This window comes from Oxalicibacterium faecigallinarum (genome assembly GCF_014635705.1).
In the GTDB taxonomy this organism is placed as follows: domain Bacteria; phylum Pseudomonadota; class Gammaproteobacteria; order Burkholderiales; family Burkholderiaceae_D; genus Oxalicibacterium; species Oxalicibacterium faecigallinarum.
In genome coordinates, this window is record NZ_BMDI01000001.1 from 2,014,573 (window position 1) to 2,028,158 (window position 13,586).

Annotated in this window: 16 protein-coding genes and 2 tRNA genes; 14 read left to right on the forward strand and 4 right to left on the reverse strand. The window is 56.4% G+C overall.

The window, feature by feature from the left end:
* Positions 1 to 69: 69 nt before the first annotated feature.
* The 7 genes from IEV29_RS09645 (at position 70) to IEV29_RS09675 (ending at position 5,998) form a co-directional block, all read left to right on the forward strand.
* Positions 70 to 1,470: a CmpA/NrtA family ABC transporter substrate-binding protein gene (locus IEV29_RS09645; RefSeq protein WP_188380973.1), complete on the forward strand. Its 1,401-nt coding sequence runs from the start codon at positions 70 to 72 to the stop codon at positions 1,468 to 1,470.
* Positions 1,471 to 1,472: 2 nt separating this feature from the next.
* Complete coding sequence (ntrB, locus tag IEV29_RS09650) at positions 1,473 to 2,342, forward strand: nitrate ABC transporter permease (RefSeq protein WP_188380974.1); 870 nt, start codon at positions 1,473 to 1,475, stop codon at positions 2,340 to 2,342.
* The gene (locus tag IEV29_RS09655; RefSeq protein ID WP_188380975.1) at positions 2,332 to 3,255 is read left to right on the forward strand and encodes an ABC transporter ATP-binding protein; all 924 of its coding nucleotides are present in this window, start codon (positions 2,332 to 2,334) and stop codon (positions 3,253 to 3,255) included. The genes ntrB and IEV29_RS09655 overlap by 11 nt, the downstream gene beginning before the upstream one ends.
* Positions 3,256 to 3,291: 36 nt before the next feature.
* Positions 3,292 to 3,735 carry a cyanase gene (gene cynS / locus IEV29_RS09660; protein WP_188380976.1) on the forward strand — a complete coding sequence of 148 codons (444 nt, stop codon included), beginning with the start codon at positions 3,292 to 3,294 and terminating at the stop codon, positions 3,733 to 3,735.
* A gap of 14 nt (positions 3,736 to 3,749) precedes the next feature.
* On the forward strand, positions 3,750 to 4,613 hold the full coding sequence (locus IEV29_RS09665; RefSeq protein WP_188380977.1) for an MBL fold metallo-hydrolase: 864 nt from the start codon (positions 3,750 to 3,752) through the stop codon (positions 4,611 to 4,613).
* Positions 4,614 to 4,620: 7 nt separating this feature from the next.
* Entirely contained in the window at positions 4,621 to 5,409 is a 789-nt protein-coding gene (locus IEV29_RS09670) for a sulfite exporter TauE/SafE family protein (RefSeq protein ID WP_188380978.1), read from the forward strand.
* 148 nt (positions 5,410 to 5,557) lie between these two features.
* Positions 5,558 to 5,998 (forward strand): acetyltransferase, encoded by a 441-nt coding sequence (locus IEV29_RS09675; RefSeq protein ID WP_188381145.1) that lies wholly within the window; start codon positions 5,558 to 5,560, stop codon positions 5,996 to 5,998.
* 53 nt (positions 5,999 to 6,051) lie between these two features.
* Here IEV29_RS09675 and IEV29_RS09680 read toward each other — a convergent pair whose 3' ends face one another.
* Complete coding sequence (locus tag IEV29_RS09680) at positions 6,052 to 6,960, reverse strand: DMT family transporter (RefSeq protein WP_188380979.1); 909 nt, start codon at positions 6,958 to 6,960, stop codon at positions 6,052 to 6,054.
* A 104-nt stretch (positions 6,961 to 7,064) separates the two neighbouring features.
* On the opposite strand from IEV29_RS09680, the gene IEV29_RS09685 reads away from it, so the two are divergent.
* Positions 7,065 to 7,823, forward strand: coding sequence for an AraC family transcriptional regulator (locus IEV29_RS09685; RefSeq protein WP_188380980.1), 759 nt, complete (start codon positions 7,065 to 7,067; stop codon positions 7,821 to 7,823).
* 50 nt (positions 7,824 to 7,873) lie between these two features.
* Here IEV29_RS09685 and IEV29_RS09690 read toward each other — a convergent pair.
* Both IEV29_RS09690 and IEV29_RS09695 read right to left on the reverse strand, forming a co-directional pair.
* Positions 7,874 to 7,950: transfer RNA gene (locus IEV29_RS09690), tRNA-Asp, on the reverse strand.
* A gap of 37 nt (positions 7,951 to 7,987) precedes the next feature.
* A tRNA-Val gene (locus IEV29_RS09695) sits at positions 7,988 to 8,063 on the reverse strand.
* 229 nt (positions 8,064 to 8,292) lie between these two features.
* On the opposite strand from IEV29_RS09695, the gene IEV29_RS09700 reads away from it, so the two are divergent.
* Positions 8,293 to 8,712, forward strand: a complete 420-nt coding sequence (locus IEV29_RS09700) for a PACE efflux transporter (protein WP_268234307.1) — start codon at positions 8,293 to 8,295, stop codon at positions 8,710 to 8,712.
* A 19-nt stretch (positions 8,713 to 8,731) separates the two neighbouring features.
* Here the strand turns inward: IEV29_RS09700 and IEV29_RS09705 are convergent, their stop codons facing one another.
* Positions 8,732 to 9,859 (reverse strand): mechanosensitive ion channel family protein, encoded by a 1,128-nt coding sequence (locus IEV29_RS09705; protein WP_188380981.1) that lies wholly within the window; start codon positions 9,857 to 9,859, stop codon positions 8,732 to 8,734.
* Between the two features lie 174 nt (positions 9,860 to 10,033).
* Here IEV29_RS09705 and pip point away from each other — a divergent pair, with 174 nt between their 5' ends.
* The 5 genes from pip to IEV29_RS09730 all read left to right on the forward strand — a co-directional run bounded on the left by pip (position 10,034) and on the right by IEV29_RS09730 (position 13,558).
* On the forward strand, positions 10,034 to 10,999 hold the full coding sequence (gene pip / locus IEV29_RS09710; RefSeq protein ID WP_188380982.1) for a prolyl aminopeptidase: 966 nt from the start codon (positions 10,034 to 10,036) through the stop codon (positions 10,997 to 10,999).
* A 58-nt stretch (positions 11,000 to 11,057) separates the two neighbouring features.
* The gene (locus IEV29_RS09715) at positions 11,058 to 11,522 is read left to right on the forward strand and encodes a TonB family protein (protein WP_229726302.1); all 465 of its coding nucleotides are present in this window, start codon (positions 11,058 to 11,060) and stop codon (positions 11,520 to 11,522) included.
* A 25-nt stretch (positions 11,523 to 11,547) separates the two neighbouring features.
* Positions 11,548 to 12,312: a YdcF family protein gene (locus IEV29_RS09720; RefSeq protein ID WP_188380983.1), complete on the forward strand. Its 765-nt coding sequence runs from the start codon at positions 11,548 to 11,550 to the stop codon at positions 12,310 to 12,312.
* Between the two features lie 125 nt (positions 12,313 to 12,437).
* Positions 12,438 to 12,914, forward strand: a complete 477-nt coding sequence (locus tag IEV29_RS16295) for a hypothetical protein (protein WP_188381154.1) — start codon at positions 12,438 to 12,440, stop codon at positions 12,912 to 12,914.
* A gap of 167 nt (positions 12,915 to 13,081) precedes the next feature.
* Positions 13,082 to 13,558, forward strand: a complete 477-nt coding sequence (locus IEV29_RS09730) for a hypothetical protein (protein WP_188380984.1) — start codon at positions 13,082 to 13,084, stop codon at positions 13,556 to 13,558.
* Positions 13,559 to 13,586 lie beyond the last annotated feature (28 nt).

The following is a 13,586-nucleotide window of genomic DNA, read 5'->3' on the forward strand; positions in this document are numbered from 1 at the left end:
ACGGCCTGCACGATAGTGCAGAAAGCGGCCGACTCCTAAGATGACATCATCAATCACAGGGAGAAAGCCATGAGCCGTTTCTTTGATCCGTTCAACGCCGACAAACCGCTTCACATGGGTTGCAGCTGCGGCAAGCATGACACGCAGGAAGCACATGATGCAAGCACGCAGTCTGCGATCGACACGCTGAAAGCACGTAGCGAAACCGCAGAGTTCGAAGCGTATTCGAACGAGTTCATCGAAGCGACCCTGGTCAAGGCCTTGTTCCCGCAAGATGAAGTGCGTCGCCGTTTTCTGCGTGCCGTTGGCAAAGGTACGGCGATGGCAGCAATCTCCAGTGTGCTGCCGATTGCGAGCATGCAAGCCATGGCGCAGGAAAAAGGCGGCTCGCTTGAGAAGAAAGATCTGAAAATCGGTTTCATTCCGATTACCTGTGCGACGCCACTGATCATGGCGCATCCGCTTGGTTTCTACAGCAAGCAGGGCCTGAATGTGCAAGTGCTGAAAACCGCAGGCTGGGCACTGATTCGCGACAAGATGATGAACCGCGAATATGACGCAACCCACTTCCTGTCGCCGATGCCGCTGGCGATCTCGCAAGGTCTGGGCTCCAATGCACAGCCGATGAACGTGGCAACGATCCAGAACGTGAATGGCCAGGCCATCACGATGAGCCTCAAGCACAAGAACAATCGTGATCCGAAAAACTGGAAAGGTTTCAAGTTCGCGATCCCGTTTGAATACTCGATGCACAACTTCTTGCTGCGCTACTACCTGGCGGAAGCGGGCCTTGATCCGGATCGTGATGTGCAACTGCGTGTGGTGCCTCCGGCTGAAATGGTGGCCAATCTGCGCGCCGGCAACATCGATGGTTTCCTCGGCCCTGATCCATTCAACCAGCGTGCGGTGTTCGAGGAAGTCGGTTTCATCCACGTCCTGACCAAGGATCTGTGGAATGGTCATCCTTGCTGTGCATTCGGTACCTCGACCGAATTCATTCAGCAGAATCCAAATACCTTCGCCGCGTTGTATCGCGCCGTGCTGACCTCTGCTGCAATGGCGCGCCAGGCCAAGAATCGCGAACTGATCGCCAAGGTGATTTCGCCACAAGCCTATCTGAACCAGCCGGAAGCGGTTGTCGCTCAAGTACTGACTGGCCGCTTCGCCGATGGTCTGGGCAATGTGATGAATGTACCGGATCGTGCCGACTTCGACCCGATGCCATGGCAGAGCATGGCAGTGTGGATGCTGACGCAGATGAAGCGTTGGGGTTACATCAAGGGCGATGTCGACTACAAGCAGATCGCCGAGAAGGTGTTCCTGCTGACCGATGCGAAGAAGTACATGAAAGAACTCGGCCAGGACGTCCCGACTGGTTCGGCTTATCCGAAGTTCAACATCATGGGCAAGCAGTTTGATGCCGACAAGCCGCAAGCGTATCTGAACAGCTTCTCGATCAAACGAGCATGACCATGACATCCTCCTCCTTGTCACGGATCAAGTCGTCGGTGCTTTCACTGCTGGTGTTGCTGGTGGTGATTGGTGTCTGGCATATCGCAACCTTGCCAACCAAGACCGCAGCACCGACGCTGACGCCGGAGCAGATCGAATACGCCAAGCTGATGGGCAAGGACCCGGTGTCAACGGCAACGTATACCAAGTCTGCCTTCCCGACACCGGGTGACATGGGTTCCACCATCGTGGCGCAGTTGTCCGATCCGTTCTATGACAACGGTCCGAACGATAAAGGGATCGGGATCCAGATTGCGCATTCACTGCAACGTGTCGGTCTGGGCTTCTTGCTGGCAGCGATTGTCGCGATTCCGCTCGGGTTTGTGATCGGAATGAGTCCGCTGATCTATCGCGTGCTTGATCCGTTTATCCAGTTGCTTAAGCCAATCTCGCCACTCGCCTGGATGCCGATTGCGCTGTACACGATCAAGGATGCATCGTTGTCCGGCATCTTCGTGATCTTCATCTGTTCGATCTGGCCAATGCTGATCAACACCGCCTTCGGTGTGGCCGGTGTGCGCCGTGACTGGCTCAATGTGGCCCGCACGCTGGAGGTCAATCCGGTGCGCAAGGCGTTTGAAGTGATCCTGCCGGCAGCGGCACCGACGATTCTGACCGGCATGCGTATCAGCATGGGGATCGCGTGGCTGGTGATCGTGGCAGCAGAGATGCTGGTTGGCGGGACGGGTATCGGGTACTTCGTCTGGAACGAATGGAACAACCTTTCTCTGACTAACGTGATTTTTGCGATTCTGATGATTGGTCTGGTGGGCATGCTGCTCGACCTGATGTTTGCCAAAGCGCAGAAGGTGGTGACTTATGCCGACTGAATTCAATCAGCAAGACAAGCCCTTCCTGAAAATCGAAGGACTGGAAAAGACGTACCCCGGTGGCACCGAGCCGGTGTTCGACAGTGTCAACTTCGGGATTCAGCGGGGCGAGTTTGTCTGCATCATCGGTCACTCCGGCTGTGGCAAGACCACGATCCTGAATGTGCTTGCCGGTCTGGAAAGTGCCAGCGAAGGCCACGTCTTCATGGATGAACGTGAAGTCGCCGGGCCAAGTCTGGAGCGCGGTGTCGTGTTTCAGGGCCATGCACTGATGCCATGGCTGACGGTACGCAAGAACATCGCTTTTGCGGTGCGCAGCAAATGGCCCGAATGGAATGCCGACAAGGTCAACAAGCAGGTCGAAAAGTACGTCGAACTGGTTGGCCTGACCCACGCGATCGACAAGAAGCCATCGGCCTTGTCTGGCGGCATGAAGCAGCGTGTGGGTATTGCACGTGCCTTTGCCATCGAACCAAAGATGTTGTTGCTGGATGAGCCCTTTGGTGCGCTCGATGCGCTGACGCGCGGCACCATTCAGGATGAGCTGCTGCGTATCTGTGCCGAGACCAAGCAGACGGTTTTCATGATCACGCACGACGTCGATGAAGCCGTGCTGCTGGCCGACAAGATTCTGCTGATGAGCAATGGTCCACGTGCCCGTGTGGCCGAGATCGTGCGCAACACCATGCCGCGGGATCGTCAGCGTGCCACGCTGCATCACGATCCGCAGTACTACAAGATTCGCAATCACCTGGTTGATTTCCTGGTGACGCGTTCCAAGCATCTGTCCGGCGGACGTGCGCCAGCACATCCACCGGTCGTTGAACCCGGACTTGCCGATGGTGAGTCTGAAAATAAATCCGAAAGTAAGCCCGCAGTCGCTGCAGCCGTTCCCCTGCATCGTATTGCATAACCTTGAAACCAAAGATAGATCCTCAGGAGTCAAAACATGAGTCGCCTCGAAGTTACCGAAAAAATCATTTCCACCAAAGTTGCCAAAGGCCTCAAGTGGTCGGATATCGCTGCCAAAGTCGGTTTGAGCAAAGAATGGGTTACTGCTGGTTGCCTGGGTCAGATGACCTTTGACCCCAATGCGGCAGGCATCATCGCTACCATCTTCGGTCTGACCGAAGAAGAAAAGAAATGGCTGATGGTTGTGCCTTACCGCGGCTCGCTGCCAACGTCGGTTCCAACCGATCCAACCATCTATCGCTTCTACGAGCTGGTACAGGTTTACGGCACCACCTGGAAAGAGCTGATCCATGAAGAATTCGGCGATGGCATCATGAGCGCGATCGACTTCAAGATGGACATGAGCCGCCTGCCGGATCCAAATGGTGATCGCGTACAAATCGTCATGAGCGGCAAGTACCTTGCGTACAAAACCTATTGATCCGTGCAGATACGATGATGCGTCAGGTAGCATCCTTTTTTGATCCGGTCACGGCCACGGTCAGTCATGTGATCCACGCCGGCATCGGGACTGCCTGCGCCATCGTCGATCCTGTACTTGATTACGACAATCGGTCCGGTCGCACCGCAACCAGCTCGGCGGACCGCATTGTCGAGTATGTCGAATCACAACAGTTGCAGGTGCAATGGCTGCTCGAAACGCATGCCCATGCCGACCATGTTTCTGCCGCACCGTACTTGCGCGGCAAGCTCGGTGGGCGCATTGCAATTGGTGAACGCATTCGCGATGTGCAGATGCTGTTTGGTCAGGTCTATAACATTCGCAAGACACCTTATGGCATCGCCCGCGATTTCGATCATCTGTTCGGCCCTGATGAAGAATTCATGATCGGTGAATTACCGGCCCGTGCCTGGCATGTGCCTGGCCATACGCCAGCCGATACCGCCTATCTGGTTGAGGATGTTGTCTTTGTTGGCGATACCTTGTTCATGCCGGATGTGGGTACGGCGCGTTGCGATTTTCCCGGCGGGGATGCAAGCACACTGTATCGCTCGATCCAGCGCATTCTTGCCTTGCCGGCGTCCACGCAGCTTTACCTCTGCCACGACTATCCACCATCAACACGTGGACAAGCCGCATGGTCATGTTCTGTAGAAGAACAACGTACCGGCAACGTCCACGTGCGTCATGGCATTGCTGAAAATGAATTCATCGCCATGCGCAAGGCACGCGATGCCACGCTTGATTTTCCTGTGCTGATGCTGCCAGCCGTGCAGCTCAACATTCGAGCCGGCAATCTGCCGCAGCCGGAAGACAATGGCGTGCGCTATCTGAAAATTCCGCTCGACCTGCTGTGAACCTTCCATGTTGTTGATGGCGATGACATTGGGCGGGGCCGTCGGCATGGTGCTCGGCCTGACGGGTGCTGGCGGCGGCGTACTGGCGATGCCGGCGTTGATGCTGGCGCTGGGTTATTCGCTGACAGATGCACGTCCCATTTCTCTGATTGCAATCGGCTTGGCTGCCTTGCTCGGCAGTCTCGATGGTTTGCGGCGCGGCATCGTCCGCTATCGCGCCGCACTGTGGATTGCAGCCATCGGCATTGCCTGCGCACCAATTGGCAGCGTACTCATGCATTATCTTCCTGCGCGCTGGAGCGTTGTCCTGTTCAGCATGTTGATGATCTATCTTGCGTGGCGCATGTTTCGCGGTGCATCGCGCGATGTTGTCATACGTGATGAATGCGATTGTCTGCTTGACCCGGATACGGGGCGCTTCCGTTGGACACGTCGCTGTGCGTCCTGGTTGGCGGGTGTGGGCAGTACGGCAGGCATGCTGACCGGCATGTTCGGCGTAGGTGGTGGTTTTGTCATCGTGCCGGGCCTGCGCCGCATCAGTGATGCGAGCTTGCATGCGAGCGTCGCGACATCATTGATGGTGATTGCGTTGGTGTCCGGCTTTTCTGCCGTGACCATGTTGCTTGGTGCCGCATCGATTGGCATGACGGGATGGATGTTCGTCGGGGCGGCAGCGGCAGGCACTTTATTTGGCCGCGTGTGTCAGCCCCATGTGCCGGTGCAGCCTTTGCAAAAAATGTTTGCGGGGGTGATGGTCGTTGCGGCACTGATATTGGGGATCAAGGCATTGGTCTGAGTTGCTTGGTTTGGACTTAAGCAGTGTCTGCTTTCGACACATGGTCTAGACACCACACAAGGCGCTGTGCAATCAAACAAGGCGGGCAAAAACAGGCTTGATAACTGCCAACGCTGACAAGTTCCTTCGCGGCAGTCATAATCAAGCGATGATAACCATTCGAACTTCACGTCCTGATGATGGTGAACGCACCATCGAAATCTGGCGTCACGCGGTTGATGCCACCCATCATTTTCTGACCCAACAAGACCGCCAGGCCATTGACGCGATGGTGTGCGATTTTCTGCCGCAAGTTCCGCTGTTGCTGGCGGTAGATGCCAACGATTATCCCTTGGCCTTCATGTTCATCGACAACGGACACATGGAGGCCTTGTTTGTGGATCCTGCATGCCGGGGAAAAGGCATTGGCGCCGCCCTGGTTCGGCACGGTCTTGCGCGTCATCCCGCTATGACAACGGATGTGAATGAGCAGAATCCGCAAGCATTGGGTTTCTACGAAAAAATGGGCTTCAAGCGCACGGGTCGCTCAGCGCTTGATGGGCAAGGTCGACCTTACCCGATCATTCACCTGAAATACGGCATACCCTGAAGAGCCCCGTTTGACCGATTGCTGGTATTACGTAGGCTGACTTCCATCGATGCTTAACCATTCAATCTTCGCTGGGGTGAGAAAAGCGGACGATGTACGGTTTGCACCAGCAGCACTCCCACCAAACTCAGACTTCCGCCAATCACGTGATAGGCATGCATTTCCTCGCCCAGCCAAGTAATCGCCATCAAGGCTGTCAGCACCGGTAGCAGGTTGATGAAAATGCTGCAGCGATTTGGCCCCAGGTGTTTGACGCCGAGAATCCAGAAGAACGACAGCAAGATGGATGAGCCGATGCCGGCGTAGGCGATGAGCGGCAGGGTTTGCGCATCCAGGTTGGCGGCGCCTTGCGGCAGCATGATAAACATGGGCAGCATGATGATGAGTGCGGCGACGGCTTGCATGTACACCGATTGCCAGGCCGGAATGCTCAGGCGCCATTTCCGCAGCAGCACGCTATACAGCGCATAGGATGTTGCAGAGAGCAGCATCAACACGTCTCCGATATGCAGGCCACTGCCGGCAATCGCGGCAGGATCGCCTTTCCCAACCAGATACAACAAGCCGGCAAAGGACAGCGTGCCGCCAACGGCCATGCCGACAGTCAGTGCTTCGCCCAGCATGACGACGCTCAGGATGGCGGTCAGCATGGGAATCAGTGCCGTGACAATCGCCATATTGGTGGCGGTTGTGGTCTCCGCCGCGCGATAGGAAAAGCTTTGAAAAACCGCCATGGCGAGCAAGCCGCTGACGAACATTTTGCCGAGATGCGAACGGACGTTTGCCCAGTTTCTGATCAGTGGTCGCAAGACAAATGGACTTAACAAGGCGAGCGCCAGAATCAGTCGATAGAACGTGATGGCGGTCGGCGAGATGGCGGAGGCTGCCATCTTCGAAACGATGACATTGCCTGCCCACAGCAGGATCGCGAGAAACGGGTAAAGCAATGATGTGGCGGGCATACAGAACTCCTTGATTGACGCCACCATCATCGGCGCAGGTGATACTGGCCGTCTCGCGATACCATGACAATACCTGTCGTAAAACTGCCAAATTCTCTGCCCCTATGCAATTACCTGAAGACGTACTGACGCCTGCTTCGCCGATCCGTGCAGTCGCGGTGGACTATGTGGATAAACACGTCATCGCGCCGCATAGTCATCGCTGCGCGCAGTTGCTCTACGCGATTCACGGCGTGATGCGTGTGGAGGCCGAAGGTGGCGTATGGGTGGTGCCGCCCACGCGTGGTGTGTGGTTACAGCCGGATGTCATCCATCAGATCCGGATGTGTGGCGACGTGCACATGCGCACGGTATTTGTCGCGCCTGATGCCGTGCCGCATCAGCAGTTGCGCAGTTGTGTGCTGGAGGTGACGCCGCTGATGCGCGAGTTGATCGTGGCTGCGGTGGATGCTGACTTTCACGACCAGGAGAGCAGCAGAAACTGGCACCTGACACAGTTGTTGTTGCAGGAGTTGCGTCTGGTACCGGTTCTGCCGCTTTACCTGCCTCTGCCGCATGACAAACGGTTGCGCAGTTTCTGTGTTGCGTTGATGCGTGCGCCGGATTCGACCCTCACGCTGGATGAATGGGCCGCACGACTGCATATGTCGATACGTACCTTGCATCGCTTGTTCCAGAATGAAACCGGCATGCGGTTGGGTGAATGGCGCAGGCAAGCGCGGTTGTTGCAGGCGCTTGAACAACTGGCGGGCGGTGCCAAGGTTCTGGATGTGGCGCTGGATCACGGCTATAAAAGCCAGAGTGCGTTTGCAGCCATGTTCAGGCGACAGTTTGGCATGCCGCCGAGCGCGTTCTATAAATGAATGTGGCGCCGAAAATGAAAATGCCCGCTTGCGCGGGCATTTCTTTTAACTGGCGGAGTGGACGGGGCTCGAACCCGCGACCCCCGGCGTGACAGGCCGGTATTCTAACCAACTGAACTACCACTCCTAACTACGTAACTTTTTTCAGATATCTGTTTGACCGGTGGTGGGTGCTGAGAGGCTCGAACTCCCGACCTACGCCTTGTAAGGGCGCCGCTCTACCAACTGAGCTAAGCACCCATATCAGGTTAGCCAACCCAGTCAAACTCGTTGGATGTCACTGCCAACATGTCTGAAGAGGGAGGAGTATAAAGCAGTTTCTTTTGATTGTCACCGTTATTTGCATAATCTTTTTTATGCGATGCATTTTTGCAAATAGGGCAGCCTGGGTTGTCGTCGGCAGCCAATGGACTGGCCGCCTATAATGGCGTTCCTCTATTGTTCTTACTAGGGTTTTGTCATTAATACGCTGCTTCGTCGCGTTCTCCACGCCGTTCTGTTCGAGGTGTGTGCTCTCGTTATTCTTGTGCCGTTGATGTCAATCGGGTTTGGCATGGACATGCTGCACTTCGGCGGTCTGGCCGTCTTGCTGGCGCTGTGCGCCATGGCCTCCAACATGATCTACAACCACTTCTACGAAATGGTTGAGCATCACTACGGCTGGCAACGCACGGTGCGTATGCGGGTGGTGCATACGCTGGGATTTGAGGCCTTCTTCATGGCGATTGCCTTGCCGTTGACGGCGTGGTGGCTGTCGATTTCCGTTGTCGAGGCCCTGCTGCTGGACGTGACGTTCTCGATCTTTTTCATGATCTATGCGTTTTGTTTCAACTGGGTGTTCGACATCGCCCGCCATCGACTGGCGGCGCGCGTCGTAGCGGATCGCTAAACCGCCGTTGCCAGCGCGCTCACACCAGTTTGCTGCCTTCCGGCAGCTCGTCCGTTTTCGCTGCACCCGGATTTTCCGCAGTGGATACGCGTACCTCTGAACCGAGATGCATGATGGTGGTGGGGCGTGCAAAATGAATGTCGCGTTCGGCACAGGCACGCATCAACGCCAGATTGATCTTCTGCTGGATGTCCATATACACGTTGAAGTCGCTGCTGAGCACGATGTAGACGACTTCAAAATCAAGACTGCTCGGCCCGAATTTCTGGAAATGTGCGCGATCAAAGCGTGTGTTCTCGATACCGGTGATGATTTCTTTCATCACGCCGCCAAGCGCACCGACCTGTTCGATCGGTGTTTCGTAACGGATGCCAAAGCTGAAGACCACACGGCGTTCAGACATGCGCTTGTAATTACGGATCACCGACTTCAAGAGTTCGGCGTTTGAACGCACCAGTTGTTCACCGCCCAGGCTGCGCAGGCGCGTGGTCTTGATGCCGATGTATTCCACCGTGCCGAGCATCACTTCATCGACGATGATGAAGTCGCCGACTTCAAACGGTTTGTCAAAGGCGATCGACAGCGAGGCAAACAGATCGCTCAATATGGTCTGCAATGCCAGTGCCACTGCTACGCCGCCGATGCCAAGGCTGGCTACGAAAGCGGTGATGTTGACACCCAGATTGGCGAGTACGGCCAGCAAAATGGTGACCAGCACCAGCAGGCGTACCAGAAAGGCAATCGTGGTGGTCGTGGCGCGATTGCGCAGATCCGGGGTGGTCTCCGGATTGACGACGCTGCGCATCCATGCCGAGATGCCACTGTTGAACCAGATGGCGATCTGGATGCCGACCAGAATCACGCCAAGCTGGCTCAGACGCAGGTCGATTTTTTCCGGAAGGCTGAGTGTGCCGAGACCGATCACGATGGCGAGTAAAAAGAGGAGCCAGCGCTTGGTATGCGAGAGTGCATCCGCGGCAATATTATCGATGCGGCTGCTGGTACGTGATGACAGCACGGTCAGTCGCCGGGTTAAAAAACGGGTCACGAGATCCATCGCCAGATAAGCGAGGGTGGCGATGATGACGGCGTTGAGCCAGTTGCCAAGCGGAATACCGGCCAGTAGCCAGTCGTTCAATAAGTGCATGTCGTACTCCCATTGCGCGTTGACGCATGTGTGTCCGGTGCACTGTCATGTACAGCCGGACATCGGTGAACATGTCGGTATGAGGCATGTGCATGCGATAAGTTCGCGTGCGGCAACCCACGCTGGTCGTCGCGTGGTCTGGGTACAATGCAATATCCCATCTTGAGAGCAGCCATGAATTCTGTTGTTCCGCCCTTGTTTCCTTTGCTGCAGCCTTATCGGCACGGCATCTTGCCGGTTGACGCGCGTCACACGCTTTACTGGGAGGAGTGTGGAAATCCACAGGGCGTGCCTGTGCTCTTTCTGCACGGCGGACCGGGCGGGGGTATTTCTCCCATGCATCGTCGCTTTTTCGACCCTGCGTACTATCGGATTGTGTTATTTGATCAGCGTGGCGCGGGCAAGTCCACGCCGCTGGGGGAATGGCGCGACAACACCACTCCTTGGCTGATCGACGATATCGAATCCCTGCGTTCCATGCTGGGCATCGAGCAATGGCTGGTGTTTGGTGGTTCATGGGGCGCAACACTGGCACTGGCTTACGGGCAGGCGCATCCCCGGCGCTGTCTGGGTTTTGTCTTGCGCGGTATCTTTCTTTGTACGCAGGACGAGATAGACTGGTTTCTGTACGGCATGCGGCAATTCTTTCCTGAAGCGCATGAGGCCTTTGTAGCGCGCATACCATTGGAAGAGCGCGGCGATTTGCTGCAGGCTTACCAGCGTCGTCTGTTTGGCGAGGATCATGAAGAATCGGTACAGGCGGCGCGCGACTGGAGTCGCTATGAGGGAAGCTGCCTATTTCTGCAACCCCATCCCGAAATGCTGTCCGCATTTGAAGAAGACAGTGTTGCCTTAGGGATTGGCCGGCTGGAGGCCCATTATTTTCTGCATCATGGTTTCATGGAAGAAGACCAGTTGATCAGGCAGATCGGTCGCATCGCACATTTGCCCGCGGTTATCGTGCAAGGCCGCTACGACGTGGTATGTCCTCCCGTCTCTGCCTGGCGGTTGCATCATGCATGGCCCGGATCAAAACTGCATCTGATTGCTGATGCAGGCCATGCTGCGATGGAACCAGGGACGGCTACCGCACTGGTTGCTGCAACCGAACAATTCAGGCAAAAGCAGGCATTCGAATAAGTAGCCGTGACAGGCATACACTGCCTGCATCACGCATAAAAAGAAGGAGACAGGCATCATGGGCACCATGCAATTGCGGCGCTGCGTAGTGGGTTTGTGCGTGCTGGTTCTGGCTGGCTGTGCAGGCAAGCTGGAGCCGACCGTGCCGGAAACGACACGGGATGGCACTTCGACCGCGGATACGCTGGGCGAATACAAATTGGCACTGGCGCATCGCATCGTCGCTGTCAACTCCACCAAGGTTTTCATCGGCCGACCACAGGCCTTGTTGCGTTCGGTCGTGGTCGTCAAATATGTGGTGGACGCGAACGGCAGTCTGGTGCGTAGCGAGATCATGCGTTCCAACCGGGATCGCGTGACGGAAGCCACAGCCCTGGCGTCGGTCAAACAGACGGCGCCGTTTCCAAAACCGGCACCTGCACTCTTGCGCGGCGGGCGTGTGGAGGTGATTGAAACCTGGCTGTTCAACAACGATGGACGTTTCCAGTTGCGTACCATTGCCGAACCACAGATGAACGAGTAAGCCCCAATTCGCTTCCGGAGCGTTTATGAGCACAAGCTGGCTGATCAATACGTTGCTGGGCGCGGTCTTGCTGCCGCCGTTCAACATGCTGCTTCTGTGCGGCCTGGGTTTGCTTGTGCAACGACGCTGGCCACGGTTCGGCATGACACTTGCGGTGGGCAGTTTGCTGATGCTGGCGTTACTGTCTACGCGTCCGGGTGCGATGCTGCTGGCAGCGCCGCTGGAAAACCGGCATCCTGCATTGCCGTTGCCGTATCAGGGCGACGCGCAGGCCATCGTCGTGTTGGGTGGTGGTCGTCTGGCCAACGCCCCCGAGTATGGACATCAGGATAGTCCGTCGTCGCCGACCTTGCGTCGCATGCGTTATGCCGCTGCCTTGCATCGTGGCACCGGATTGCCAATCCTGGTGACCGGCGGCCAGCCGGATGGTGCGAAGGAATCGGAAGCCGTCATCATGGCACGTGGTTTGCGCGAAGATTTTGGTGTGCCGGTCAAATGGCTGGAAGGCGAATCAGACAATACGGCAGAGAATGCAAGTCAGAGTGCCGACATGTTGAAGAAGGAAAATGTCCGACGCGTCTTGCTGGTGACCGACGCCATGCATATGCCGCGCGCAGTCAAAATATTCGAACGTCAGGGTTTGCAGATTACCCCCGCGCCCACCGCCTTCTATACGGTGACGCCAGTGTTGCCGGGTGACTTTGTTCCTCGCACGGGCTGGCTTGTGCAGAGCAGCTACGCCATGCATGAATGGATCGGCATACTGTGGTATCGCTTGCGATATCGCTAGACTGTCTGACAGAGAACGAGGCAAGTCGGTCATCAGCGTGATGTTTCGCACATAGCGGGTTTGATTGAGGGAACGTGCGTGCAGAGAGGGCTCTCCAACTGCGACATTGACGAAAGGAGACCATCATGCATGTGTACAAAACGATTCGTTCATTCTGCTTTATCGCCCTGACTTCCGTCTCGGCGCTTGCCGTTGCGCAAGGTGTTGGCGTGGGCGTCGGCGCAGGGGCGGGCGCAGGTGTGGGAAGCGGCAATGCGGGTAGTGCCCCCTCTACCGGTGTCGGTGCGGGTGTGAATACAGGAGTGGGTGCCGGTGCAGGCGCAAATACGGGCAGTGCTGCTGGTTCTCGTGCCGGCGTCAATTCCGGTGTAGGGGTGACAGGCGGCGCAGGGGTGGATGCATCCACGCAAGGCACCACGCAGCAGGGAACAAGCGCCCGGCCGGGAATGAGCGGTCAAACAGGGGTTGGTACCGGCGCACGTGTTGGTGCTGGTGGTTCGATCGATGCACAGAATCGCAGCAACAGCGAGCGGATCGATCAACAGCGGCGTGAGATGGAAGAGCGCGCACGTATGAATCAACCGGGCCGTCCCGGTTATTAATCGGTTTTGTCGACTTTTTTCGATCGAACCACAGCGGCCTGCGGGCCGCTTTTTATTTGTCCATGCAGTCTGCCGGACCCTGATCGCCGATGGTTTGCTGCCTGCCGCATATTCTGCTTAAATGGGCAGACTTGGTCACTTGATCACTCTTCTTTTTTGGATCGCATATGACCACGATAGATAATAATCGTCCGCCGAAACTGTACTACTTTTCGGATCGGCAAAAACTGGAACGCGCCCTGACAGCGGGCGAGTTTCGACTGGTTCCTCCTCAATTGCCGGCCCATGCTGCTGGCGATCATCCCTACCTGATCCTGAGCCTGGCGCAAAAGCCGGATGGCGCGCTGTTTGAAGGCAAACAGTCTGCCGATGCCTATCTGGTGATTCACGATGCCGAGCGTTTTGGTGAACGTGTACATCGTGTGGTGCAGCGAATTCTCCCCAACTGGGCCGGGATTGACGCAGCGATTTCGTATGGCAAGCCCAGTCCGCTCGGCCGCCTGTTTTCCAAGGAGCGGCCGCATGCGGATGAAGCCGAATGGCGTTTTGCTTGGCGGCCGATGCAGGCAAATGCATCGGCCAATCCGGTGACGATTCAGCTCGGCACCATCGCCGATATTGCCGAGTTGCGCGTCAACGACTGATGTCCGGCTGCATGTAGCGCAGCATGAT